The organism is Streptomyces sp. MNU76 (genome assembly GCF_020982545.1).
Lineage (GTDB): Bacteria > Actinomycetota > Actinomycetes > Streptomycetales > Streptomycetaceae > Streptomyces.
The window spans coordinates 26687-49297 of record NZ_JAJKLK010000006.1; the positions used below are offsets into that span (position 1 = coordinate 26687).

The 22611-nt window shown below is 70.8% G+C and carries 18 protein-coding genes and 2 pseudogenes; 11 read left to right on the forward strand and 9 right to left on the reverse strand.

Annotation, left to right across the window (positions count from 1 at the left end):
• Positions 1–15 precede the first annotated feature (15 nt).
• The 3 genes from E4N62_RS15335 (at position 16) to E4N62_RS15345 (ending at position 2521) form a co-directional block, all read left to right on the forward strand.
• Positions 16–1260 carry a pyridoxal phosphate-dependent aminotransferase gene (locus E4N62_RS15335; RefSeq protein ID WP_230214943.1) on the forward strand — a complete coding sequence of 415 codons (1245 nt, stop codon included), beginning with the start codon at positions 16–18 and terminating at the stop codon, positions 1258–1260.
• Positions 1261–1485: 225 nt separating this feature from the next.
• Entirely contained in the window at positions 1486–2283 is a 798-nt protein-coding gene (locus E4N62_RS15340) for a calcium-binding protein (protein WP_230214945.1), read from the forward strand.
• Between the two features lie 88 nt (positions 2284–2371).
• A complete protein-coding gene (locus tag E4N62_RS15345; RefSeq protein ID WP_230214947.1) occupies positions 2372–2521 on the forward strand; it encodes a hypothetical protein in 150 nt (49 codons plus the stop codon).
• A 334-nt stretch (positions 2522–2855) separates the two neighbouring features.
• Here the strand turns inward: E4N62_RS15345 and E4N62_RS15350 are convergent, their stop codons facing one another.
• Positions 2856–3392 (reverse strand): YbjN domain-containing protein, encoded by a 537-nt coding sequence (locus tag E4N62_RS15350; protein ID WP_184905588.1) that lies wholly within the window; start codon positions 3390–3392, stop codon positions 2856–2858.
• A gap of 219 nt (positions 3393–3611) precedes the next feature.
• Positions 3612–6281: an ATP-dependent chaperone ClpB gene (clpB, locus tag E4N62_RS15355; protein ID WP_230214949.1), complete on the reverse strand. Its 2670-nt coding sequence runs from the start codon at positions 6279–6281 to the stop codon at positions 3612–3614.
• A 128-nt stretch (positions 6282–6409) separates the two neighbouring features.
• Between clpB and E4N62_RS15360 the strand changes: the two are divergent.
• Positions 6410–6820, forward strand: a pseudogene (locus E4N62_RS15360) (pyridoxamine 5'-phosphate oxidase family protein); the annotation flags it as partial.
• Positions 6821–7048: 228 nt separating this feature from the next.
• Here the strand turns inward: E4N62_RS15360 and E4N62_RS15365 are convergent.
• The gene (locus E4N62_RS15365) at positions 7049–7384 is read right to left on the reverse strand and encodes a hypothetical protein (RefSeq protein ID WP_033524521.1); all 336 of its coding nucleotides are present in this window, start codon (positions 7382–7384) and stop codon (positions 7049–7051) included.
• 309 nt (positions 7385–7693) lie between these two features.
• Here E4N62_RS15365 and E4N62_RS15370 point away from each other — a divergent pair, with 309 nt between their 5' ends.
• Together E4N62_RS15370 and E4N62_RS15375 are read left to right on the forward strand one after the other, a co-directional pair.
• Positions 7694–8710: a helix-turn-helix transcriptional regulator gene (locus E4N62_RS15370; RefSeq protein ID WP_230214951.1), complete on the forward strand. Its 1017-nt coding sequence runs from the start codon at positions 7694–7696 to the stop codon at positions 8708–8710.
• Positions 8711–8732: 22 nt separating this feature from the next.
• A complete protein-coding gene (locus E4N62_RS15375; RefSeq protein ID WP_230214953.1) occupies positions 8733–9740 on the forward strand; it encodes a helix-turn-helix transcriptional regulator in 1008 nt (335 codons plus the stop codon).
• Here E4N62_RS15375 and E4N62_RS15380 read toward each other — a convergent pair.
• Positions 9697–10761, reverse strand: a complete 1065-nt coding sequence (locus E4N62_RS15380) for a LuxR C-terminal-related transcriptional regulator (protein ID WP_230214955.1) — start codon at positions 10759–10761, stop codon at positions 9697–9699. The two genes, E4N62_RS15375 and E4N62_RS15380, sit on opposite strands and share 44 nt — an antisense overlap.
• A 125-nt stretch (positions 10762–10886) precedes the next feature.
• A pseudogene (locus E4N62_RS15385) lies at positions 10887–11399 on the reverse strand (RNA-guided endonuclease InsQ/TnpB family protein); the annotation flags it as partial.
• Positions 11400–11835: 436 nt separating this feature from the next.
• Here E4N62_RS15385 and E4N62_RS15390 point away from each other — a divergent pair.
• The 3 genes from E4N62_RS15390 to E4N62_RS15400 are packed head-to-tail and all read left to right on the forward strand — an operon-like array spanning position 11836 to position 15193.
• Complete coding sequence (locus tag E4N62_RS15390) at positions 11836–13380, forward strand: circularly permuted type 2 ATP-grasp protein (RefSeq protein ID WP_184905598.1); 1545 nt, start codon at positions 11836–11838, stop codon at positions 13378–13380.
• A complete protein-coding gene (locus tag E4N62_RS15395; protein ID WP_045558194.1) occupies positions 13377–14312 on the forward strand; it encodes an alpha-E domain-containing protein in 936 nt (311 codons plus the stop codon). Before E4N62_RS15390 ends, E4N62_RS15395 begins: the two co-directional genes overlap by 4 nt.
• 5 nt (positions 14313–14317) lie before the next feature.
• On the forward strand, positions 14318–15193 hold the full coding sequence (locus E4N62_RS15400; RefSeq protein ID WP_230215545.1) for a transglutaminase family protein: 876 nt from the start codon (positions 14318–14320) through the stop codon (positions 15191–15193).
• A gap of 64 nt (positions 15194–15257) precedes the next feature.
• Here E4N62_RS15400 and E4N62_RS15405 read toward each other — a convergent pair whose 3' ends face one another.
• The 4 genes from E4N62_RS15405 to E4N62_RS15420 form a co-directional block, all read right to left on the reverse strand.
• On the reverse strand, positions 15258–16415 hold the full coding sequence (locus tag E4N62_RS15405; RefSeq protein WP_230214957.1) for a sugar ABC transporter substrate-binding protein: 1158 nt from the start codon (positions 16413–16415) through the stop codon (positions 15258–15260).
• Between the two features lie 855 nt (positions 16416–17270).
• Complete coding sequence (locus E4N62_RS15410; protein WP_230214959.1) at positions 17271–18305, reverse strand: zeta toxin family protein; 1035 nt, start codon at positions 18303–18305, stop codon at positions 17271–17273.
• Positions 18302–18673, reverse strand: coding sequence for a hypothetical protein (locus E4N62_RS15415; protein ID WP_230214961.1), 372 nt, complete (start codon positions 18671–18673; stop codon positions 18302–18304). Before E4N62_RS15415 ends, E4N62_RS15410 begins: the two co-directional genes overlap by 4 nt.
• Positions 18674–18832: 159 nt before the next feature.
• Positions 18833–19339: a hypothetical protein gene (locus E4N62_RS15420; RefSeq protein WP_230214963.1), complete on the reverse strand. Its 507-nt coding sequence runs from the start codon at positions 19337–19339 to the stop codon at positions 18833–18835.
• 258 nt (positions 19340–19597) lie between these two features.
• On the opposite strand from E4N62_RS15420, the gene E4N62_RS15425 reads away from it, so the two are divergent.
• A complete protein-coding gene (locus E4N62_RS15425; RefSeq protein WP_230214965.1) occupies positions 19598–20743 on the forward strand; it encodes a hypothetical protein in 1146 nt (381 codons plus the stop codon).
• A 38-nt stretch (positions 20744–20781) separates the two neighbouring features.
• Positions 20782–22590, forward strand: coding sequence for a glycosyltransferase family 4 protein (locus E4N62_RS15430; protein ID WP_230214967.1), 1809 nt, complete (start codon positions 20782–20784; stop codon positions 22588–22590).
• Positions 22591–22611 lie beyond the last annotated feature (21 nt).

Here is a 22611-nt window from a genome sequence, read left to right on the forward strand (position 1 = left end):
GAGCTTCGGCGGAGGATGGCGGCCATGACCTCCAGCGCCAGCTCCGCTCCCGCCCCTCGCCCCGCGCTCAACCGGCGGCTCGCCGAGTTCGGGACCACGATCTTCGCCGAGATGTCGGCGCTCGCCCTGCGGACCGGGTCGATCAATCTCGGGCAGGGCTTCCCGGACACGGACGGCCCCGAGGAGATCCGTGAGGCCGCCGTACGGGCACTGCGGGACGGCCGGGGCAACCAGTACCCGCCGGGTCCCGGCGTGCCCGAGCTGCGGACCGCGATCGTCGACCACCAGCAGCGCCGGTACGGACTGACGTTCGACCCGGACACCGAGGTGCTGGTCACCGCCGGGGCCACGGAGGCCATCGCGGCCGCCCTCCTCGGGCTGCTGGAGCCGGGGGACGAGGTGGTCGCCCTGGAGCCGTACTACGACTCGTACGCGGCCTGCATCGCGATGGCGGGCGGGACGCGCGTACCGGTGACGCTGCGGCCGTCGGACGGGCCCGGCGAGGGGGCGGACGAGGCGGGCGGGGGCCGACGGTTCCGGCTGGACCTCGACGAGCTGCGGGACGCCGTCACCGACCGGACGCGGCTGCTGCTGATCAACACGCCGCACAACCCGACCGGGACGGTCCTCACCCGCCAGGAGCTGACGGCGATCGCCGAGCTGGCGGTGGAGCGGGACCTGCTGGTGGTGACGGACGAGGTCTACGAGCACCTGGTCTTCGACGACGCCGAGCACCTGCCGCTGGCGTCGTTCCCGGGGATGCGGGAGCGGACGGTCACCATCGGCTCGGCGGGCAAGACGTTCTCGTTCACCGGGTGGAAGGTGGGCTGGGTTACCGGCACCCGGGAACTCGTGACCGCCGTACGCACGGCGAAGCAGTACCTGACGTACGTGGCGTCCGGGCCGTTCCAGTACGCCGTCGCCGAGGCGCTGCGCCTGCCGGACTCCTACTTCGACGGCTTCCGCGCCGACCTCCACCGCAAGCGCAACCTGCTCGGCGACGGCCTGCGGGCAGCCGGGTTCGAGGTCTACCAGCCCCAGGGCACGTACTTCATCACCACCGACATCACCCCCTTCGGCGAAAAGGACGCCTACGCCTTCTGCCGCGCCCTCCCCGAACGCTGCGGCGTCGTCGCCATCCCCAACTCCGTCTTCTACGACGACCCGGATGCCGGCCGCAGTCAGGTCCGGTTCACCTTCTGCAAGAAGGACGACGTTCTCCACGAAGCCGCGAGCCGACTGCAGCGCCTCGCGTCCTGAATGAGGTTCGGACAAGATCACCACCGGGATGGACGGATACCCGGGCGCGCGACCTACTTGACGCGTTCACGCCAGAATTGGCGTGAACGGATCGCCACAAGATGCACACCATATCGACACGATAGGCATCGCAGCGACACCGTCCTTGATCGGGCCCCAGTAGCGGAGAGACCGGAGGTCGCAGGGGTCCCGGAGTTCTTCGCCCCCAATCCGAGAGGAAACCTGATGAGCACTGCGAGACAAGCACTTGTCGTGGCCATGCTGGCCAGCGCGATGGCCTTCACTCTGCCGACGGCGGCGCACGCCGCGCCGGCGGCGACATGCAACGACGTGCCTGCCGACATCGTCGGCACAGACGGCGACGACCGGATCGTGCTGAACTCCGACGATCGCCTCGTGGTCTCCGTCGGAGCCGGCACCGACATCATCATCCTCAGCGGCGCCGGGAACCACATCATCTGTGCCGGAGACGGTGCGGACACGGTCGTCGGGGGCAGCGGCGCCGACTGGATCGACGGTGGGCAAGGCCAGGACCACATCGAGGGCCGGGGCGGCGATGACACCATCTTCGGCGGCGCCGGCCCCGACACCGTCTTCGGCGGCGCGGGCAACGACAGCCTCACCGGGGGCGCCGGAGCCGACACCCTGGACGGCGGTGCCGGCGCCGACTTGATCGACGGCCAGGCAGGGGCCGACCGGATCTCCGGCGACGCGGGCGGCGACACCATCTACGGCAGGGCGGGAGCCGACCGGATCTCCGGTGGCGCCGGCCCGGACACCGTTGAAGGCGGGGCCGGGCCCGACACCCTTCAGGGTGACGCCGGAGCGGACACCCTCCGTGGCCAGGCAGGCGCCGACGACCTCGACGGCGGCGCGGGCAACGACCAACTCTACGGCGGCGACGGCAACGACCTGCTGGCCGATCCCGCCGGCGCTGACGACTTCGGCGACGGAGGCGCGGGCGCGGCCGACCGCTGCGACATCCGGATCGAAACCCGGGTGAACTGCGAGGAACTCTTCTGAGTCCCGCAGTGACTGCTCAATCAAGGGCGACCGTCACTCCGAGTCAGAACGGCAGAACGGCCTGCCGCTGACGAATACCCAACAGCCGGTGTCCGTGCCCCGCCTGCCGAACCGCACCCGCGGCTCAAGTCACTGGCCATATAACAGCCGCACGGCCCGGTTCGGCCTCTTCCAGGACGCCTGCACGGCCGAACCGACCGACTTCACCGACACCGACCGCAACAACAACCGTACGTAACCGGTCACGGCAACCGCGCCGCCCCCCACGATCGCCGTCGCGGCGGTCCGCTCGGTATCGGATGGGGGGACCGGTGTGGGTCGAGGATGTCAGAACGGCCCGTCCTTCGTCTCTCGGGTGAGTTCCAAGGGATACCGGTGCCGACCGACCGACGGTCTTGAGGGTCGAGCCATCGGTCCACGGTGTCCACGATGGTGAGCCGCCCGGGAGAGACCGCCGCGGTCAGGGACCACCGGAGTCCCGCGGCGGCGGTCCTCGCCGGCACTTCTGGCGTCCCTCCGGACGGCCACCGGGGGCGGTCGGCCGCCGGTGGCCACGGAAGCGGGCGGGGCGGCTACGCGTCGCCCTCGTCGTCCTTGGGCTTGTCGGCCTCGTCGACGTCCTCGGCCAGGCCGAGCTGCTCGACGAGCCACTTGTCGAACTCGATGGCGGCGCGCACCCAGCTCACCGTCGACGAGACGAAGTGCTCCAGGCTGACGCCGGTGCCGATCAGCAGCTGGGCCTCGCCGATGAGGCGGACCGTGCCGTCGTCGTGGGTGTGGCTGTAGACCTTGGGCCACAGGGTGCGGCGGTTCCAGTCGTCGATGGTCTCCAGCAGGGCCGGCTTCTCGTCGATCTGGTGCGGGCGGTCGTAGAACGTGCGCACCGAGAAGACCTGCTGGTCACCCTCGCCACGGAACATGAAGTACGTACGGAATTCCTCCCACGGCGCCGCGAGGTCACCCTCGTCGTCGACGACGTACTTCAGCTCCATCTGGTCCAGGAGCTGCTTCACGAGGTCCTGATCCGGGACCACGGGGCCGGGCGGCGGGCCGGGCTGCGGCTCGGGCTGGCCCCCGAAGTTCGGAATCGAGGACGGGTCGATGCTCACCGTGATTTTCCCTTCGTACGGATTCCGCCATCCTCCCCCATGCGGGGGCGGGAGTGGCAACCCCCGCCCCGCGTGGTTCGTCGCCCTTGGCCGGATCCGGGAAGGGATTCACCCGCGGATTCAGCTACGAGCGTGGAGGGGAACCTTTCGGGTACCCCCGGTCACGCGTTTTCGGGTACCCCCGGTCACGCGTCCTTCTCCGTCCATCGGCATCGACGGTCACGGGTTCTTCTTCTCCATCGACGGGGCGGTCGGGCCGTCCGTCGCGGAGGTGGCCGGCGTGCCCGTCGTCGGCCCCACGATCAGGCCCTCTCCCTCTCCGAACGTGTCCACCCGGACCGTGTCGCCGTCCTTGACCTCGCCGGAGAGGATCTCCTTCGCGAGGCGGTCGCCGATGGCGGTCTGGACGAGGCGGCGCAGGGGGCGGGCGCCGTAGGCCGGGTCGTTGCCCTCGTCCGCGAGCCAGGCCAGGGCCTCGGGGGTGATCTCCAGGGTGAGGCGGCGCTCGGCGAGCCGCTTGGAGAGGCGGTCGATCTGGAGCTTGGCGATGCGCTCCAGCTCCGCCTTGTTCAGGGCGGAGAAGACGACCAGGTCGTCCAGGCGGTTGAGGAACTCCGGCTTGAAGGAGGCCCGGACCACCTCCAGGACCTGCTGCTTCTTCTCCGCCTCGGTGGTGACGGGGTCGACCAGGTACTGGCTGCCCAGGTTCGAGGTGAGGATCAGGATGGTGTTGCGGAAGTCGACCGTACGGCCCTGGCCGTCGGTGAGCCGGCCGTCGTCCAGCACCTGGAGGAGGATGTCGAAGACCTCCGGGTGGGCCTTCTCCACCTCGTCGAGCAGGACCACGGAGTACGGGCGCCTGCGGACGGCCTCGGTCAGCTGCCCGCCCTCCTCGTAGCCGATGTAGCCGGGGGGCGCGCCGACCAGCCGGGCCACGCTGTGCTTCTCGCTGTACTCCGACATGTCGATGCGGATCATGGCCCGCTCGTCGTCGAAGAGGAAGTCGGCGAGGGCCTTCGCCAGCTCGGTCTTGCCGACGCCGGTCGGGCCGAGGAAGAGGAAGGAGCCGGTGGGGCGGTCCGGGTCGGCGATGCCCGCGCGGGAACGCCGTACGGCGTCCGACACCGCGCGTACGGCCTCGGTCTGGCCGATGAGACGGCGGCCCAGCTCGTCCTCCATGCGGAGCAGCTTCTGGGTCTCGCCCTCCAGCAGGCGGCCGGCCGGGATGCCGGTCCAGGAGGCGACGACGTCCGCGATGTCGTCGGCGCCGACCTCGTCCTTGACCATGGTGTTCTTGGAGTTCTTGGACGCGGCGGCCTCCTCCTCCGCCTCGGATGCCTCTTCCAACTCCCTTTCCAGCGTGGGGATCTCGCCGTAGAGCAGCTTGGAGGCGGTGTCGAAGTCGCCGTCGCGCTGGGCGCGTTCGGCCTGGCCGCGCAACTCGTCGAGCTTCTCCTTGAGTTCACCGACGGCGTTGAGGGACTGCTTCTCCTTCTCCCAGCGGGCGGTGAGGCCCCGCAGCTCCTCCTCCTTGTCGGCGAGGTCGCGGCGCAGGCGCTCCAGACGCTCGCGGGAGGCGGCGTCGGTCTCCTTGTCGAGGGCCATCTCCTCCATGCGCAGCCGGTCCACGGACCGCTGGAGCTCGTCGATCTCGACGGGCGAGGAGTCGATCTCCATCCGGAGGCGGGAGGCGGACTCGTCGACGAGGTCGATGGCCTTGTCGGGCAGGAATCGGGAGGTGATGTACCGGTCGGAGAGGGTGGCGGCGGCGACCAGCGCCGCGTCCGCGATCACGACCTTGTGGTGGGCCTCGTAGCGGCCCTTGAGTCCGCGCAGGATGGCGATGGTGTCCTCGACGGTCGGCTCGGCGACCAGCACCTGCTGGAAACGGCGCTCGAGCGCCGGGTCCTTCTCGATGCGCTCGCGGTACTCGTCGAGGGTCGTCGCGCCGACCATCCGCAGCTCACCCCGCGCGAGCATGGGCTTCAGCATGTTGCCGGCGTCCATGGCGGAGTCGCCGCCGGCGCCCGCGCCGACGACCGTGTGCAGTTCGTCGATGAAGGTGATGATCTGTCCGTCGGAGTCCTTGATCTCGGCGAGGACCGTCTTCAGGCGCTCCTCGAACTCGCCCCGGTACTTGGCCCCGGCGACCATGGCGCCGAGGTCGAGCGCGACCAGCCGCTTGTTCTTCAGCGACTCGGGCACGTCGCCCTTCACGATCCGCTGGGCGAGCCCCTCGACGACGGCCGTCTTGCCGACGCCCGGCTCACCGATGAGCACGGGATTGTTCTTCGTACGGCGGCTGAGCACCTGCACGACCCGCCGGATCTCCTGGTCCCGGCCGATGACGGGGTCGAGCTTCCCCTCCCGCGCGGCGGCGGTGAAATCGGTCCCGAACTTCTCCAGGGCCTTGTACTGGCCCTCCGGATCGGCGGTGGTCACCCGGCGTCCTCCCCTTGCCTTCTGGAACGCCTCCTGCAACTTCCTGGCGCTCGCCCCCTGCCGGGAGAGTACGTCCCCGGCCTGGCCGCCCTTCTCCGCGATCCCGATCAGGAGGTGCTCGGTGGAGACGTACTCGTCGCCCAGCTCCTTGGCCTTCGCCTGGGCCTCGGCGACGACGCTCAGCAGCTCGCGGTTGGGCTGCGGCGGCGAGACGGTGGAGCCGGTCACACTGGGCAGACCGGCGAGGATCTTCTCGACGCCCGCGCGTACGGCCGCCTGGTCGGCGTCGACGGCGGCGAGCAGGTCGGTGATGTTCTCGTTGTCCTGCCCCTGGAGCAGAGCCAGCAGCAGGTGGGCGGGGGTGAAGTCGGGGTGCCCCTCGGACACGGCCCGGTTGCTGGCCGCGTTGATCGCGTCCCGGCTCCTGTTGGTCAGCTCGGCGTCCACAGTCGCGATTCCCTCCTGGCGTCAGTCGTCGGTCACAGTGACAGTGACTTGAGCAACGTACACAAAGTTGAGTCTATTCCACTCAAGGTGGAGTCGGGAGCGTTCCCTGTTGGTTAGATTCCGGGACCGTGAGCACCTACCGAGTGGATCCGGGCGATCCCGACGACGCGTACCTGGCCTTCTGGCGGGAGCGCCACCTCTGCACCCTCACCACCCTCCGCGCCGACGGCAGCCCCCACGTGGTGCCGGTCGGGGTCACATACGAGCCCGGGGCGCGTCTCGCTCGGGTGATCACCAGTTCGACGAGTGCGAAAGCGCGGCATGTGGCTCTCGCCGGGGAGGAAGGCGCCCGGGTCGCCGTCTGCCAGATGGAGGGCAAGCGCTGGGCCACGCTGGAAGGGCGCGCGTTCGTCCGCACGGACCGGGAGCGGATCGCGGACGCCGAGCGACGGTACGCGGAGCGGTACGGCAGGGATCCGCGACCGAATCCGCAGCGCGTGGTGATCGAGATCGAGCTGACGCGGGCGTTGGGGCGGGGGAGGGCAGGGCCGAGGGGCCGCGGGGGCGGCTACACGTCGTCGGCGGCGACCGCCTGCTTCCGGTTGACCTTTTTCGGCCAGATGAGCAGGCGGGTCGGAGGATTCCGAAACTGGCGGGCATGCCGAAATGTCCCCACAAACCTGCAGCGGCGTCACCGTGTTCAGGTCACGGTGACGCCGCTGCTGGGGGGAAGCGCCTGAGCGATTTGCAACGACGGGGGAATCGCTTCAGGCACTGCGGGGGGTGGCTGAGACGGCCGTGGAGGCCTGGGTCTCCGGCTCGGCGAGCCGGTGGTCGCGCTGGTCGAGATTGACGAAGACCATCCCGTACCGAACGGCACACCGCACTGGCTGCGGCGCGCCGCGCGGTCGCCGCAGACACCGGTACGCCCGGATGTCCTCGTCCTCGTCCCGGGTCACCACCACCGGTTCGCCGAACACGGTCACCATCAACGAGTCACCGCTGTGGGGGATGGCGGTGGCCAGGTCGATGAAGTGCCAGCCGGAGCGATAGGCGGTGGCCATCTCGCGCCGGAAAGAACGGTCGTCGGGAGGAGTGGTCATGTCAGGCCCCTGCTCCGTCATCAGCCGGGGGCACCGGCCACGTAGTGTCCGCGGCCCACGCCAGTGTCGTCGACTCCGCCACCGCCGGCCAACTGGTGTCCGCGCGAGTGTCACCCTTCGCCTCGGAGAGGGCACTCAGCGCTCCGAAAGCGACAACGGTGGAGAAGGCGGCGACAAGCACCGAGCGAAGCATTCTCTTACGCATAGTCGGCTTCGTCCTCACTTGAAGGTCCCCTCTTCCCCCGTCGAGTACGACGATGGCTCATTCGGGCACGTCATGGCCACATAATCAATGCATCATGTTCCTGCATGTTCAGGACCCTGGGGGGTGGAGATTTGGTGGAAAATCGGGTTGAAGCGACACATCCCCACACGGTGGCTGATCTGTGCGACGAGGGAGCACGTCTCTACGCACACGCACTGCGGACGGGACGCATCGCACGCGAGGAGGTGGGGTCCGCCCCCTGCCTCATGGAGTTCCCCCTGCTCCATCCCGACCCCGATGACGCGAACTGGCTCCGTCCCGTTCCCCCTTCGGTCGCACTGGCCCAGCGGCTCAACCCGATAGAGCGCGAGATCGCCGAACAGCGCCGCCGGTCGATCGAGCTCAGCGACGCGTTCGAACCGTTTATGGCACTCAGCGCCCAGGTGTCGGCCCCGACGCACGCCATCAGGGTGTTGGAGGGCGGAGAGCAGATACAGACGGCTCTCAACCTGGCCACCGCCGAGTGCCAGATCGAGGTGCTGACGGTCCAGCCGAGCAACCGCATATCGGAGCGCAACCTGCTCCAGGGACTGGAACGTGACAGACCGTTGATCGAACGTGGTGTGCGGATCCGCACCCTGTATCAACACACGGCCCGACACAACCCGGAAAAGCTGGCCTACGTGGCGCGGCTGTCCGACGGCAAGGTGGAATACCGCACCATCGACGAGTTGGTCGAGCGCCTCATCATCTGCGACGACACCGTGGCCTTCATCCCCACCCGCGACGACCAGCAGGTCGCCCTGGAACTCAGGCATCCGGGGCTCGTGCGCTACCTGGTCAAGGTCTTCGAGTTCATGTGGGGCCGAGCTGTCCCACTGACCGCCGGCGCGCCCTACGAGACGGCCCCCGACGGCATCACGGACATCCAGCACTCCATCGCCAAGCTCCTCGTCGAGGGCCACGTGGACGAGGCCATAGCCCGCCGCCTCGGCATGAACGTCCGCACCTGCCGCGCCCACATAGCCAAGCTGGCCACGGTGCTGGGCAGCGGTAGCAGGGCCCAACTCGGTTATCTGATCGCGCAGTCGGGGATCCTGGAGCAGGGCCAGAGCCACTGACGGCCGAGGGAGGCGAGTACAGGTGACCAGCGAGGTCCACGGGCATCGGACCGACGAACTGTGCGCAGCCGGCAGTGAGTTGTACGCGCGGGCGTTGCGGGACGGACGGGTGCGGGGCAAGGAAGCGTCCGCGGCACCCTGTCTGATCCAGGCCGGGTTGCTGCACCCGGCCATCGAGGAGCCCGACTGGCTGGAGCCGGTCGCTCCCACGGTCGCCCTGCACCGGCTACTGCGCGACATCGAGGAGAGAGTCGCCGAGGAGCGGCGCCGTGAGGAGCGGTTGGCGGCGGCATTCGAGCCGATGCTGCGGATCGCGGACCAGCGCACCGCACCCGGCGGCAGCGTCATACAGGCGATCACTTCGCTGAGCGGGATCGAGCAGATCAACGCCGCCATCGCCGAGGCCATTGCCGGGGCATCCGAGGAACTGCTGTGCATCCAGCCGCACGCGAACTACTACGCCCCGCGCGGCCGGCAGGGCCAACAGGGCCACGCCGTCGCCCTCGATCGGGATCAGGCACTGCTGGCCCGAGGCGCCCGCATCCGCACGCTCTACCCGCACACTCTCCGGCACTCCCCCTTCGTCCTCGACCGCTACGAGCGACTGCGCGGCGACGCCGAGGCCCGCACCCTGGACCAGGTCACCGACCGCCTCATCCTCGTCGACCGCACGGTGGCCTTCATCCCCGCCGACGCCGAGCGCACCTTGGCCCTGGAGATCCGCCACCCCACCCTGATCTCCTTCTTCGCCACCACCTTCGACCGACTGTGGCACCTGGCGACGCCCATGTACCCCGAGGCCGTCCGGCTCCCCGTGATCGATGGCTTCACCCCCCGCCAACGCGCCATCGCCCGCCTCCTCGTGGAAGGCCACACCGACACCGCCATCGCCGACCGTCTCGGACTCAACGTCCGGACAGCCCGTGCCCACATCGCCAAACTCGCCGCCCAGCTCGGTAGTGAGAGTCGGGCCCAACTGGGTTACCTCATAGGGCAGTCGGGGATTCTGGAGCGGGAAGCGGCGCCGTAGGGGCGGGCACCCTGAGGGTGTCGTCGTCCGCTGATGTGGTGCGGGGCGGACTGTCCAGGCCCGCCTCGGCGATGCGGACGCCCAACTGCGTCCGGCTGGCCGCGCCGAGGCGTTCGGAGAGGCGGGCGATGTGGGCCCGGCAGGTGCGGACGCTGATGCCGAGCCGTTCGGCGACCACCGCGTCCTGGTGACCCTCCGCCAGCAGCGCCGCGATGGACCGTTCCCGATGGGTGATGCCCGCGACACCGGTGGAGGGGAGGGACGCGGCTAGCGGAACTCCGAGACGCCACAGACGTTCGAAGACCGTGACCAGGTACTCCACCAGCGCGGGGTGACGGATCTCCAGGGCCATGGTGCGGTCGGGGTTCGCGGGGATGAAGGCCACCGTGCGGTCGAAGACGATGAGGCGTTCCACCACCTCGTCCAGGGTGCGGGCCTCCGCCGACTCCCCCATCAGCTCCATGTAGTTGTGCAGGCCCTGCCCGTGCCGGGCCACATGCGTGTACAGGTCCCGCATCCGCACGCCCCGGCGGCACATCGCCAGCGCCCGGTGCAGCCCCTCGCGCAGTTCGTCCTCGCGCCGGATGCCGCCCGGCTGCACGGTCAGCACCTCGGTCGTACAGCGGTCGGTGGCCTCGTCGATCGCCGCCCGGATCCGGGACAGCCCGTCGAGCACCCGGATCGCCGCGCTCTCCGTCGTCTGCCGGGCGCGGGAGCCCCCGAGGCCCGCGTACCACTCCACCGCGTCGACCGCCGCGCCCATCCGGGCCTGACTGGCGCTCACCTCTGCGTGGACGCCGCGCAGCAGCCGGGTCATGACCTCCTGCGGGGAGGTCGGCACCAGCCAGCCCATGTCGTCCGGGTCGGGGTGCAGCAGGGCGAGTTCGAGCAGACAGGGCACGGCGTCGGCGTCCGCGCGCGGGACACGGCCCCGCCGTACGGCCCTGGAGTACACCCGGTCCCCGGCCGCGCAGAGCCGGTCGGCACCGTGCGGATGCTCCTCGGTCGCGTGCCCGGCCATCACCCATTCACCCCCGGTTCCAGCCCTTCGCAGCGCAACTATGCGCGGCCCGCACCGGCTCCGCAACACGGCTGCGCCTGGGTTATGCCCCTATAGGAGGGGTAGTGTTCGCTTTTCTCCACCCCTCAGGCAGTGCGCTCTGCAACAAGGTCAACGACCCGGGACTGAAGTCCCGGGCTTGCAGAGCGGGCGCCACTGGTTGTGGTGTTGCGCCTGCGTCCTGTCCCGCCCTCGGATGTCGGGGGCGGGACTGAGGCGGTTGACTGCGCCCCGCGTCGCCACAACTCTTCCGCGCGGGCGCGGATGTTGCGGGAGCTGTTGCGGTCCGCGTGATCAACGAATCCGCAGGACCGGCACGCGAACCACGCCTGTGAGGCGCGGTTCGCCTTGTCGATGTGGCCGCACTCGGCGCAGGTGCGGGAGGTGTATGCCGGATCGACGTACACCACCGGCACCCCGGCCTTCTTGGCCTTGTACGCGATGAACGCCCCCAGCTGAGCGAAGGCCCAGCTGGAGTGGGTGGCCCGTTGGGGCTTGCGAAGCCGTACCCGTTCGCGAATGCCCGTCAGTTTTTCGAGGGCGATTCCGCGACCGGTGCGTTCTGCCTCGGCCACCACATGCTTCGCGATCTTGTGGTTGCCCCGGCCGTACGTTCGACAGCGCCCCGGCTTCGCCAGACAGCCCTACGGGCGCTCCGCGCCCGAACTCCCGGACACTGCGACGCTCCGCGTCGCCACCACACGATGCGATTCCTCCCAGGCGTAAACGCCTGGGGTTCCTCGCATGAATCTCGCTGAAGTCAACGACGCAGGCGCCCCGCGCACGCCTCGGTCCGTCACACCCGCGCCGCGCCGGGGCCGTTGCACCCGCGCCCGCGTGCCTGCGCCCCGCACGCCCGTGCGAACGGCAGGTCGTCGGACGGAGACCCCGGTGACTGTTCCCCGCGCGCCGCACCCCGCCTCCCCGCCCGGCCGTACTTCAAACCCTCCGCTTCCGCAGGTCGTGGCCGTCCCCGCAAGGTGGCGGAAACGCGATGGTGATCACGGTGTTACGGAGCGCGCTTACCGTCGGCCCATGGCGGACATATTTGACGCGTACGCGCTGGCCGACGCGTGGGACGAGATGTTCGAGCGGCCGGGTGAGGTCAGGGCCGCCTACGAGCCGGTGCTCGCGGCGCTCCAGCCGATCGAGCCGGCCGAACTGCGGTTCAGGGCGGACCAGATGGCCCGCGCGTTCACCGACCGGGGCGTGACCTACGCCTTCGCGGGCGAGGAGAGACCCTGGCCGCTGGATCTGGTGCCGAGGATCCTGGACGCCCTGGAGTGGGATCTGATCCAGCGCGGAGTGGCGCAGCGCGTACGGGCGTTGGAGGCGTACCTCGCGGACGCCTACGGGCCGTGCCGGGCCTTCGAGGACGGGGTGGTGCCCTGGCGGCTGCTCCTCAACTCCCCCCACTTCCACCGGGCCGCACACGGCGTGGAGCCCGCCGGCGGGGTCCGCATCCATGTCGCCGGCATCGACCTCGTACGGGACGAGGCGGGCGACTTCCGGGTGCTGGAGGACAACGTCCGGGTGCCGTCCGGGGTCTCGTACGTCATCGAGAACCGACGCGCGATGACCCGGGTGTTCCCGTCCCTCTTCGCCGAGCAGCACGTGGTGCCCGTCGACGGCTACGCGCAGCGGCTGCTCGCCGCCCTGCGGGCCGCCGCGCCCGGCGGGATCGGGGACCCGCGCGTCGTCGTCCTCACCCCCGGCCCCAACAACGCCGCCTACTTCGAACACGCGCTGCTGGCCCGGCTGATGGGCGTGCAGCTGGTGGAGGGACACGATCTCGTCTGCCGGGGCAACCGGGTGTGGATGCGGACCACCCGCGGGGAGATGCCGGTCCATGTCGTATACCGGCGCCTCGACGACGACTTCCTCGATCCCCTCCACTTCCGGCCCGACTCGGTGATCGGCTGCCCCGGGATCATGAGCGCCGCGATGGCGGGGAACGTGACGCTGGCGAACGCGGTCGGCAACGGCATCGCGGACGACAAGCTCCTCTACACCTACGTCCCGGACCTCATCCGCTACTACCTCTCCGAGGAACCGATTCTCCCGAACGTGGAGTCCTTCCGGCCGGACGAACCCGGACAACTGGAGGCGGTCCTCGACCAGATCGACCAGCTGGTGATCAAGCCGGTCGACGGGGCCGGCGGCCAGGGCATCGTCATCGGCCCGAAGGCGGACCGGGAGACGCTGGAGCGCACCCGGGAGGCCGTGGCGGCCGATCCGCGCGGCTGGATCGCGCAGCGGCCGGTCGCGCTGTCCACCTCCCCCACCCTCGCCGGCGAACGGATGGCCCCGCGCCACATCGACCTGCGGCCCTTCGCCGTCAACGACGGCGACGAGGTGTGGGTCCTGCCCGGCGGGCTGACCCGCGTCGCCCTCCAGGAGGGCAACCTCATCGTCAACTCCAGCCAGGGCGGCGGCTCCAAGGACACCTGGGTGCTCGCCGAGGGCCCGGCCGAGCAGCGCCCCGAGGCGATCGGCGGCCCGCTGCCGCAGAAGGCACCGCGTCTGCTCGGGCCCGACGGCACCCGCGCGGTCGTACAGGAAGGGGCGCAGCAGCAGTGAACGACGTGATCCTCTCCCGGATAGCCGAGGCCCTGACCTGGACGGGACGGTACGTGGAGCGGGCCGACGCGACCGGCCGCATCCTCGACGCCTACCTCCACCGCCTCCTCGAAGATCCCTGGCGCGACGAGGACGCGGCCTGCCGCTCGCTCTACGCGATCCTCGGCGTCGACGCGCCCGACCGGCACTGCGACATGCAGCAGGTGCTGGACCGGCTGGCCTTCGACGCCCGCTCGACGGGGTCGATCGAGGGCGCGCTCGGCGCGGCGCGGCTGAACGCCCGCAGCGCCCGCGAGGCGGTGTCGTCGGAGATGTGGGAGTGCCTGAACTCCACCTGGCACGCGCTCGCCGACCAGCGCACGGCCGCGCGCCGCACGGGTGGCCCGTACGCGTACCTGGAACTGGTACGGCGTCGCGCGGCGCTCTTCTTCGGGCTCGCGGACTCCACGATGAGCCGGGACGACAGCTGGCGTTTCGTGGTGCTGGGCCGGAGCCTGGAGCGGGTGGACATGACGGTGCGGCTGCTGTCGGTACGGGTGCTGGACGCGGCGCACGCGCCGGACTGGCCGACCCTGCTGAGCGCGAGCGGCGCCGACGAGGCGTACGCGCGGGTGCACGGCGGGTTCGGAGACAGCCCCAAGGTGGCGGAGTTCCTGCTCCTGGACCGCGACTTCCCGCGCTCGGCGCTGCACGCCCTCACCACGGCGGAGGAGTGCCTGGCGGCGCTCGGCCGCCCCCGCCAGGACCCCGCCCGGCGTCCGATCGGCGCCCTGCGCACCCACCTCGAATACCTCGACTCCGAGTCGCTGGAGGCCGGGCTGCCGGCGCTGCTGCGCGACCTCCAGCAGGCATGCATGGCCTCGGCGGAGGCGGTCGCCGAGAAGTTCTTCCCGTACCAGGGGCCCGTCGAATGGGCCCAGGAAGGCGCGTGAGCACGATGAACATGCCCGCCACGCCCGCCACGGCTCCTCGGGCGCCCCGGCGCCTGCGCATCCGGCACACGACCCGCGTCGCGTACGCGCAGCCCGCGGCCTCCTCCCACAACGAGGTCCGCATGACGCCGCTGACGATGCCCGGCCAGACCACCCTGGACGCCCGGGTCCTGGTGAACCCGTCGACGCCGACCTGGTCGTACTGGGACTACTGGGGCACCCAGGTCACCGGTTTCGACCTCATCGAGCCGCACTCCGACCTGACGATCACCGCGACCAGCCTGGTGGAGACGTCCCCGCCCGAGCCGCTCCCGGACGCGCCGGACCGGGCGGAGATCCGCCGGGCGAGCGCCGACTCCCGCCTGCTGGAGTACCTGACGGCGACGGGCCGTACGACGCTGCCGCAGGACCTGCTGGACCGGGCCCGGGAGGCGTCGGAGGGTCTCTCCGCGCACGAGACGGCGATCGCGGTCTCGTCCCTGGTCGCCGACCGGGTGGCGTACGTGCCGGGCGCGACCGGGGTGCACACGAGCGCCGCCGAGGCGTGGGCGCAGGGGGCCGGCGTCTGCCAGGACATCGCCCACCTCACCCTCGGCATGCTCCGCGGCCTCGGCCTGCCGGCCCGCTATGTCTCGGGCTACCTCCACCCGGAGCGCGAGGCCGAACTCCACCGCCCCGTCGCCGGCCAGAGCCACGCCTGGATCGAGTACTGGGCGGGCGACTGGACGGGCTACGACCCCACGAACAGCGTCCCCGCCGACGAGTCCCACGTGGTCGTGGGCCGAGGCCGCGACTACGACGACGTGACACCGCACAAGGGCATCTACCGGGGTGGCGGGGGCCCACCGGAGGTGACGGTCGAGTTCACCCGGGTGGCTTGAGGGCTGCCAGGGGCGGGCCGGGCCGCCTGGGCGCTGCCTCAGGTCGGCCGGGGCCGCCTGTGCGCTACTTCAGGTTGACCGCGTCGCAGTCGGACTTGAACTCCGCCGTGCAGATCTGCTTGACGGTGTAGATCTCGTCGGCGATGACCGTGTCCTGGATGTTGTTCTTGGTGAGGGCGACCGGCGGCACCAGCTGGGCCGGGATGTTCTTGGTCGTCGGGGAGTCGATGCTGTCCTTGGCGAGGGCCTCGAACTCGATCGAGCGGCCCTGGACCTTGGCGACGGCCATCTCGGCGGCGGCGCTCGCCTGCGTCGGGAACGACTTGTACACGGTCATGTACTGGTCGCCCGAGAGGATCCGCTGCACCGCGTCCAGGTCGGCGTCCTGCCCGGTGACCGGCGGCACCTTGGCGACGCCGGCGGTCTTCAGCACGTCGATCACGGCACCGGCGATGCCGTCGTTGGCCGCGTAGACCGCGTCGATGTTGTCGGCACCGAGCTTGGCGACCACCTGCTCCATGTTGACCCTGGCGACCTTCGGGTCCCAGTCCTTGGTGTCGAAGCTCTCGGAGATCGTCACCTTGTCCTGGAGCTCGGAGAGCGCCCCGTCCTTGAACAAAGCGGCGTTCGGGTCGGACGGCGACCCGTTCATCATGACGATCTTGTTGGCGGCGCTGTCACCCAGGTCCTCGACCAGCGCCCGTCCCTGCACCTGCCCGACGAGCTCGTTGTCGAAGGAGACGTAGCCGTCGATCGGGCCCTCGGCCAGCCGGTCGTAGGCGATGACGGGGATGCCCGCGTCGTCCGCCTTCTGCACGGCGGGCGCGACGGCCTTCGAGTCCACGGCGTCGAGGATGATGATGTCGACCTTGTCCGCGACCATCTGCTCGATCTGGCTGTTCTGGGTCTCCGCGTCCTTGTCCGCGTTGGCGTACTTGGTCACGCCCTTGTTGTCGGTGAGCTCGGCGATCTTCTTCTTGATGTTCGGGTAGTCGAACTGCTCGTACCGCTTGGTGTCCTTGTCGGGGAACAGCACGCCCACCGTGATGTCGTCGCCCTTCGTGGGGCTCGCCTCCGCGCTGTCGCCGATGTCCGAGACCCCGCAGGAGGCCAGGGACACGGCCGCCGCCGAGGCGACGAGGGCGGTGGCGGTACGGCGCAGGACTGTGGCGCGACGACGTATACGAGTGCTGAGGGTGGTGCTGGTGGTACGGGCGTTCACATCAAGGGCCTTCCGGGCGTGGGCACGCAGCACTGCGACCCAGGTGGCTGAAAGCCAACGCGGTGATCACCTCTGCGTCAAGGACCAATCACTTAACGAGATGACAACAGCCTTGTGTGGTCTCGGTGTGAAGAGGGTAAAGCAAGGGCCCTCGATCTCGCCGCGTGGCCTTCACCCCCGACCCGGGCGGGCGGCTCCCGCCGGTGGCCGCCTGGCGCCAAGGTCCGGCGTACGGCCGCGTGTTGTCCGCGCAGGGGGTGGTGCCGGCCGGGACGGGGGTCGCCGAGGAGAGGTGGCAGGTCAGGGCGGAAGCCGACCGGGGTGGTGTGGCGTGCTGGGGCGGCCGACTGCGACAGGGATCACCACGGGCTCGCCACGGCTTGTTCTGTTTCTCCGACCGACGGGGGCCGGCCGAGAGGGTGGCGGACCTCACGCGGAGGCCGCCACCCGCCGAGCGGACCGGCCGCTGTCCGCTACCTGCCGCGCCGGTTGGGGTCGGGGCCGGTCGGGCCCTGCGGAGGGGCACGGCTGCCCGACCGGAGCCGGGGCGGGGCCTGTCCGGGAGGCGGGGCCTGTCCCGGGTGGTCGGGCCGCCGGGCGTGGGGTGCTGCGGGAACGGGCGGCGGCGGCCGAGGGAGAAGTGGGAGGGAGAGGGCGCTGCCGGCCGGCGGCCGGCGGCGCCGGGCGTCGGAGGCGTCGGAGGCGTCGGAGGCGTCGGAGGCGTCGGAGGCGTCGGAGGCGTCGGAGGCGTCGGAGGCGTCGGAGGCGTCGGAGGCGTCGGAGGCGTCGGAGGCGTCATGGAGGGCTGTGGCGGCGACGGTGCCGTGGAGGGCAGCCGGGCGGCGGTGGCCGGGGTCAGCAGGGGCGGGCCTGGTCCTCGATGCGGGTGAGGCGGTCCGGCCACTCGGGGCCCAGGACTTGTGCGCCTTCGCGCAGGCGCAGCTGCGTACTGACGAAGGAGTCGCTCTCGGCCGCCGTCCAGGGGCGGGCCCGTTCCGTCGCGAGGGCCTGGCGCAGCTCCGGCGGGCCTGCCCAGTTGCCGGTGCCGTCGAGGGAGTTGCTGTAGCGCGGCTTGCTCTCACCCCGGCGGTAGACACTCGCGAGGTCGGCGAGGGCGCCCCGGTCGACGCGGTCGGCGAGTTCGAGGATGCCGACGTAGGACTCGTCGGCGTTGGACTGCACGGTCAGCCGTCCCTGGCCCCGGTCGGCGAGCTGCTCGAAGTACCGGTTGACGATGCCCTGGTTGCTCATCGCCTGCGGCACGCCCATGAACAGGGCCTCGACACGGGCGCCGGAGTCGCGGTAGGCCCGCATCTTCTCCTCCACGGCCCGCGCGTTCTGTGAGGTCTCCTGGATGATCGCGTGCAGCCCGTGCTCGCGGACGTACGCCTCGGCCTGGGCCATCCAGGCCCGCCCGTCGGCACGGGTGTACGCGGCCATCAGGGTGTCGTCCTCGGCCATCAGCCGGGCGTACGCGGGGTGGTACGGCTTGTAGAGGTCGCTGTCGACGTCGGCGAAGCCGCCGTGCCGGTTCAGTGCGCCGGCGACCATCTCGGTGACCCGGCTCTTGCCCGCGCCGGGCTGGCCGACCAGGAAGACCACGGTGGGGGTCTCCTGCCCGAGGCGGCCCGCGAGGAGGTCGGGGACGATCCGCTCGCGGAAGATCCGCCGGTTCTCGGCGTCGGACAGCCTGTGCCGCTCCACCTCGGCGGGGTCGATCTGGCGCGGGGGTGGAGCGGGCCGGGGTGGCGGCGGGGCAGCCGAGGACGGCGGGCTGGGCTGGGGTGGTGGGGAGGCCTGGGACGGCAGGCCGGGCCGGGGCGGCGAGCTGGGCTGCGGCGGGGTCGACTGGGGCCCCGCACTGGACCGGTGTTCGGCCGGGTCGGTCACGTGAGGTCCGCCATGACCTCGCGGGCGAGCCGGGCGTAGTGCGAGCGGGCCTCGGCGATCTGCTCCCGGTCGGCCGACCGCAGCCGTTCACGCTCCTTCGCCAGCCGTCCCTGCGCGGCGCGCGCGGCTTCGATGACGGCGGTGTCGGGGGCGTCCTTGGCCTCCTCCGCCGCGATGCGCGCGCTGTACGCGCCGACCGCGCCGTTCACGGCCTCGATCGCGGCCTCGTACGCCGCGGTCTCCTCGTTCGACCAGTCGTGCGGCTCCAGGTCGTGGGTGACCGAGACACCGCTGTTCCGCGCGGTGCCGCGTGCGGTGTCCCGTGGAGCGCCCTGCGGGGTGGTTGACGGAGTGTCCCGTGCGGTCATGTGTCCCTCCGGTGTCCCGGTGTCCAGTGGTCATTGTGGGGGACGGCGGACGAGGGGAACGGGGTTCCCGGGAACGCGCGGGCGGGAGAGAGACACCGCGCGGGACACCCCGGCGGCTCGGGCCCTGGGCGCAGGCCACGACCGCCCGCTCCCGGCGGCTCAGGCCACGGCCGCCCACTCCCGCAACAGAGCCTCGCGCCGCTCGCGTCGCGGGGTGCCCTCGGCGGCGTGGTCGCGGCCCCAGCGTGCGAGGGTGTCGACGTCCGCCGTACCCGCCACGAGGCGGTCCAGCAGGGCGACGGAGAGGTCGTACTCGGACTGGACGTAACCGCCGAGGGCCGCGGCCGACAGCGCGTTGAGCTCCACGGTCCGGTCGGCGGTCTCCAGGTGCACCTCGAACGCGGCCGCGGCGTCCCCGCCGCCGGCGACGGCGTGGGTCACGAGGTCGACGGCGGTGGTGGCGAGCAGCCGGGCGCCGGACCGGACCCGCACGTACCGCACGGTGGCGGACTTGATCTCCGACCAGCCCCACACCGCGCTCTGCCCGGTCCCCAGCCCCTCCACCCAGTCCCGCGTCAGCCGCACCCCGAGCCCGAACCCCTCCGGCTGCGCCCCGACGTACACCCCACCGTCCTCGGCGATCCAGAACAGTCCGACCATGGCCATGAGTGCCTCCCCAACCGGCGACCTACGCGTTTCACCTGGTGAGACGTCACTCGGCCGTAGATGGTTCAGCGCCCTGAGCCGTCCACGGGGGCACACCTGACGCACGCGCAGGCTCCGTGCGAGGCACGCGAACTGCCGTCCTCGGCTTTCGCCCGACGCTCACCGAAGGACCCGCCCCCACCGATTTGATCTTCACCGCTTCGCTAAAGCGCAGTGTGAGAATGTGAGTTACTTGATCAGTCGTGAAGGAGAGCCGGGATGAGCGGCCAGATGCAGCTTGCCGACGCCTACGACCTCGTGTACTCGGCGGCGGCGCGGATGTTGTGGGTGGAAGAGACCCGTGTGTGGCGCCTGGACAGCCCGGGTGGCGGTTGGCCGGAGGAACGCCGGGAGGCCTGGCGCGCGCTGGAGGCGGCCCTCAGCGTCTCCGAGGCGCCCGAGCCGCAGGCCGGTGAACCGTCCGACCCGGTACGTCATCTGATCTCCCGTCGCGCGTCGGGCCCCGTCGACCGGCCGATCACCTTCGCCGAGGCGGTCGCCGAGTGGACCGCCCGGCTGGCCGAGGATCCCGGCCCCTACGAGCCGCGGATGGAGCCCTACCCGGACGACTACATGGTGCCGGGCCGGACCGTGGTGATCCCCGAGGGCCACATGATGGTGCTGTGTCGCCCGCTCGACGAGTTGGTCCACCGGCTGGCGGCGGGACGTCCCCCGGTGACCATCGCCGCGGACACCGCGGAGTTGAGCCGTCTACTGCACGAGGCGGCCGACGAACTGAGGGCGGCCATCGGCCTGCCCACACCTACCCCGCACCCGGTCGGCACGGTCGACGTGGCGCGGGTGTTCCACCGGCCGTCCGACGTGGACGACCTGCAGACGCGGTACGAGACCATGTCCCGCGCGGCCTGGCGTGCGTCGGAAAACCTGCCGTCCCTGAAGGACATGCGGGACCACGGGGACTTCTCGGTGACTCCGGCGACGACGATCGCGGCCGACGACCTGCAGAACCTGCTGGCCGGGCGGTCGGGGCTGTACTGGCGGGAGCGGCACGAGACGATCGATCCGCGGGTGCATACGCTGTTGGGGGTGGACTGGCACGAAGGGCAGCCGGTTCCCGACTCGATCGCGACCGAGGCCGAGAGTTTCGAACGCAGTGTGACGCTGGGGCGAAAGCCGAGGGCTCCCCACCCGAACGAACGCCGCATTTTCCGTGAGAAGGGGAACCCCGAAGACGTCGCCATCTCCGCCGTCCGCGCGGAGATCCTGGCGGAGCTTCTGGACGAGTACGCGGCGAGGATCCACCCGGGCGCCCAGTGCGGTGTCATGCATCTCTCCTCCTACGACCTGACGGACTTCATCGCCCAGGGAATCGGCCGCGAACTCAGGGCGACATTCGGCTTCTGAGACGGGACGGATGAAGGTTGCGAAACACGGGGGAATCGGTGTCCGAAGCGCGCTACAACATTCTCGTCGTCTCCGACAACAGCGGCAGAGGCCAGGGCGGCGCGGAGGTCTTCAACCAGGAGTTGGCCGAGGCTCTCGCCCGTCGGCACAACGTCACGCTGTTCACGGCCAATCCCGACATGCCCGCACACCAGGGCATTCAGAGAACGGTGCAGACGCAACCGCCCTTGATGGAGCCGGGACCGGGCGCGGAGGGCGAACCGCAGCCGATGGAGCGGCGGGACTGGCTGACACACCTGGCCGGCCAGGACCCTCGGCAGTACGGACTGGAGGACCCGGCGGCCCAGCCGTACGACATCATCATCGGGCACTCGCGGTTCTCCGGGCCGGCCGCCGCCGGGCTGCGGGAGAACTGGTACCAGGACGCGCGTCTGGTGCACTTCCTGCACACGAGCCCCGAGCGGCTTCCGTTCGTACGGGGCCTCACGCCCGAGAGGGCCGAAGCCAAGGCTGCCAAGGACTCCGGCATCGAACGCGGTCTGATGGAGCGTTCGGACGTCGTGGCCGGAGTCGGCCCACTGCTGGCGCAGGCAAGCAGAGACCTCTCCGCCGAGGGCGATCACATTCCGCACTCCCACGAGTTCGTTCCGGGTACCAAGATCTATGATCCGGTGCAACACGACCCGGAGCCGGACCGGTTGAACCTGTTGGTCATGGGGCGGGTGAACGATCCCCTGAAGGGCGTGCAGGACGCCGCGGAGGCAGTGGCTCGGCTGAATGCGGCAGGTGTTCCCGTCCATCTCACCGTCCGTGGTGTTCCCGAGGCCGAAATGGAGCGCGAGGGAAAACTGCTGCGCAAGCTCAGCGGTGGAAACGTCACGGTCAAGGGTCGTACGAGCAGCGTGGACGAGCTCAACGAGGACATCAGAGCCGCCCACGCGATGATCATGCCCTCGAAGCACGAGGGTTTCGGCATGGTGGCGTCCGAGGGCCTGGGCCATGGCGTGCCGGTTCTGGTCAACGAGGAGAGCGGCGCCGCGCTGTTCCTCCAGGATGCCGACAGGTTCCCGCCGGAGATCGGTGGAGCATGCGTGGTGAAGGAGCCGACTGACGGCACCAGCCGCGCACACGCATGGATGCAGGCGATCAATCAGCTCAGGCAGGACCTCCCCCAGCGCCAGGCCGGTGCCCTTCGCATTCGGGAGATCCTCCAGCAGTACTCCTGGGAACACGCCGCCGAAGCCACCGTTCAGGCCGCGATGGAGCGGACTCCGCTGCCGCGCCGGGACCCCAGGGCTCTGGTCACCGCTCAGGAGCGGGACCTGATGCGTACGGTGCAGGGACCCGACGGGCGGTTGCTCAGGCCCGACGCGCCGGAACAGGCGTCGCCCGCGACGGAGGGGCCGGAACCCGGGGTCGGCGTGCAGCGGGCCGGGCCGGTGCGGGAGGGCCGGGCACCCGGCGCTCCCGCACCGATCTGGCAGGCGGGTCTGCCGCAGAACGCCCAGAACACGCAGAGCACGCAGAGCACACAGGACGCGCCCGGCGGACAGAGCCGGCAGGGCGCGCAGCTCCAGGCCGGGGCCGAGAGCGCCCGGAGTGCCGCCTCGCCCGAGCAGCAGACGCCGCTGTGGCAGGTGGGCCTTCCCCAGCATCAGGGCGGCACCGGCAGCCCTCGCGGTACCGCCCCTGCCGAGAGCGCGACACCCCTGTGGCAGGTGGGCGTCTCCCAGGACCCGCCCGCGGCGGGGCGCGATGCCGGGGAGAGCGGAGCGGGACGGTCCGGGGGTGCACAGCAGCCGCCGCCGGATCTGTCCGGACCCCGCGGCGGCGAAATCGAGGTGTGAGGCGGTGAGGCCGGGGCGGCG